Source organism: Nostoc sp. CHAB 5715, from assembly GCF_020829685.1.
In the GTDB taxonomy this organism is placed as follows: domain Bacteria; phylum Cyanobacteriota; class Cyanobacteriia; order Cyanobacteriales; family Nostocaceae; genus Nostoc.
On record NZ_JAIVFR010000906.1, the window covers coordinates 1 to 3,059 of the forward strand.

At 41.1% G+C, this 3,059-nt stretch carries 2 protein-coding genes; one reads left to right on the forward strand and one right to left on the reverse strand.

Annotated features, from left to right (window positions below):
* Positions 1 to 415 precede the first annotated feature (415 nt).
* Positions 416 to 2,785: a tetratricopeptide repeat protein gene (locus LC574_RS33470; protein WP_229457887.1), complete on the forward strand. Its 2,370-nt coding sequence runs from the start codon at positions 416 to 418 to the stop codon at positions 2,783 to 2,785.
* An 83-nt stretch (positions 2,786 to 2,868) separates the two neighbouring features.
* Here the strand turns inward: LC574_RS33470 and LC574_RS33475 are convergent.
* A partial coding sequence (locus LC574_RS33475; protein WP_229457888.1) for a hypothetical protein occupies positions 2,869 to 3,059 on the reverse strand: 191 nt, incomplete at its 5' end.

Sequence of the window (3,059 nt, forward strand, 5' to 3'; positions counted from 1 at the left end):
TCAGTGCTTTTGTCAGTTGTTAAAATTCCTAGTGAATTTTCAGCCTGAACCCTGGCGAAGGGAGCTAGCACCAAAATCAAGACAGCAGAAACTAAGCTCAGAGAAGCTCTGAAAAAACTAAACATATTTTTCTCCTCACAAGAATTATTTTTTCAAAACCCTGAAATTACTATTTTTTGTAACAAGTAATTTCCTTGACATTGCAAAAACTTAAATCTATATACTTTTACCTTGAGGCTTTATTCATAAACTATCAGAAATTTCATTCATTTTTTCGCTTGAATTTCAACCATATATTCAACTCTTAAGTTCAAAATATTCAATATTTTCAGTTTGTTCGCTCAATTTTTTAAATATTTAATTTATCTCTGAAATTAAGTTAAGCTCACTAAAAGAAATTATTTCCAGTGGACAGATGAGCACTGACAAAATATCGGAACTCATAAGAATAGCAAATGTTCTAGTTCTCTCAAAAACAGGAATACCTTTAACAAATGTGCAAAAGTCTATCCTGGAGCAAGTTTTGGGAGGGAAGAAGCTTAAAGATATTCGGGTTTCTGGATACACCGACGGCACTGTGCAGCGAGCATCTTCCCCAAAACTTTGGGAGTTATTATCAAACGCTACAGGGCATAAAGTACGTATTAATACAGTGAAATTAATTTTAGAAAAGTTATTAAAAGAACCTAGATACAACATAAGTAATGGCAGCGAAATTGTTACACAAGTCGAACTGCCTTTAGTTCCCCCGCCTATTTCTCCCAAACAGCTACGTCACAACTTACCTGCTCCTAGCTGCACTGCATTTGTTGGTCGAGAAGAGGAAATTGGTCGGCTTTTGGAGTTAGTTTCACCCAGACATTCTGCACATTTGGTTAGCGTCGATGGGATTGGAGGTGTAGGCAAAACAACACTTGTCCTAGAAGCAGCCTATCGCTGTCTGCACGCCAGTTACAACAACGAAACTTGCTTGGGTGTGCCTACCTTCGATACCATTATTTTTACCTCGGCCAAACAGTCTTACCTCATGCCCTTCGGTTTATTGCCAAGTTTGGCTCCCAGAAGAACTTTGCACGATATTTTCCGTCAGATTGTGCGGATATTAGATGAATTAGATATTACAGGGGTGAGTTTTGAAGAGCAATTAGATTTAATTAAAGATGTCCTTTCCTGTCAGCGCACATTGCTAATTGTTGATAATTTGGAGACTGTGGAAAATCAACAGGATGTTTTGGCATTTTTGTATGAATTGCCACCAACTGTCAAAGCGGTCATTACCACCCGCGAACAAATTTTATTTGTACCCGTGCGGTTGACATCAATGCCAGAGTCAGATGGTCTTTGTTTAATTAAGCACGAAGCTAAAGAAAAGGGAGTTTCCCTCAGCAATAAAGATAGTCAAACACTTTACAAAGTCACAGGGGGTATTCCAGTAGCCATCAGCTACGCAATTGGTCAGCTAGCTAACGGCTACCCCATCAAAGAAGTATTGGGAGGGGTATCTCAGTCTACGGGAGATGTTGCCCGTTTTTGCTTTGAAACTTCCGTTAAACCACTCACAGGACAATCAGCCCATAAGTTACTCATGGCATTAGCGCTGTTTCCAATGCCAGCTTTGCAGGATGCTCTGGTACAAGTTGCAGTCCCAGAAGTTAACTTGAATACAACAAATGCAGACTTAGCTCGACTGCGAGGACTTTCCCTGGTCAGACAAGAGAATAATCGCTATAGTATGCTACCACTAACCCGCGAGTATGCCCTAGCCGAACTAAAGGCTCACCCTGACTTTGAACGGCAAGCAAGGGAGAGGTGGATTGGTTGGTACTCAAGCTTTTCCCAAAGGTACGCCGGACAAGATGCTAAAGGGTGGCAAGGACAGTTCAATGGTTTGGAGGAGGAGTGGCAAAATTTACAAGCTGCCATTGAGTGGTGTATGGTTGAGGGTCGATACACCGAAATGTTGAACTTCTGGCAAAATCTTGAGGCATACACCCATATAATGGGTAGGCGAGAAAGTCGTTTGCAATACTGGGACGATCGCCTTACTTGGACAACATGGCTAATTCAAGCAGCACAACAACGTGGGGACTGGTCAGTGACAGCAAAAGTGATGGTTGACCGTGCTTGGACTCTCACCTCGATGGGAAAGCAGAAGCAGTTAGAAGAAGCAGATAAACTATTTAGCAAAGCTTGGGAACTACGTCACTATCAAAAAACTTTATTTATGTTGTCTTTGGCAAGAAATATAGCAGTTTTACGCATTCAACAGCAAAGGTTTGATGAGGCCCAGGTTTGGCTGACCCAAGCAGTAGAACTACTAGAACAAACACAATTAGATCAACAGCAGCGATCGCGGCAATTAGTTCAAATTCAATATTATCAAGGTGAAATTTTATTTAAAAATGGAAAATACGAGGAAGCAAAAATAATTTTTCAAGAAACCCTAAAACTCGCACAAGCGATGGACTGGATACGCGCCATCTTTTGTACTCAAAATTGGCTGGCTGACATTGCCATCAAACAAGAAAGACTGGATGAAGCCGAAGGACTCTTAACAGAAGGACTGCGGGTAGCTGAAGCTAACGAAGACAAGAGCCGTATTGGATTTTGTCAACGCTCATTATGCTCTCTGGCAAAGGCGAAAGGCAATTTATTTGATGCTCACTATTGGGCTAGTAAAGCATTAGAAAATTTTGAGAAATTGGGGATGCTACTGGAAGTCGAGGAAACACAAAATTTGCTGCAAACGTTAGATACAGAAATGTCAGATAGCCGACTTCTCTAATAAGGCGGCTATCTGGTTCTTCAGAATGATTTTGAAAGCAGCAAGCCCTATATGAGAAGGAGTCAGAAGACAGAATTCAGAATTCAGAATACCCCAGCAATCAAGTCAGGGGTAACAATCACGGAAAGAATTTTTTCTTCTCCACGATTAAAATCGGGGGCTTTAAACCTCGATTGGACATCCAGTCGCACAGAATCCATGCTGGATTCTGGCTCCTGAATTCTGAATTCTTCTTCGGTAAAATTCAAAAGAATTTCACAACAAGCGGCTGCGG

Bases quoted from the DNA above. Each gene is read 5' to 3' on its own strand.
- LC574_RS33470 (WP_229457887.1), top strand. From the start codon at position 416: ATGAGCACTGACAAAATATCGGAACTCATAAGAATAGCAAATGTTCTA.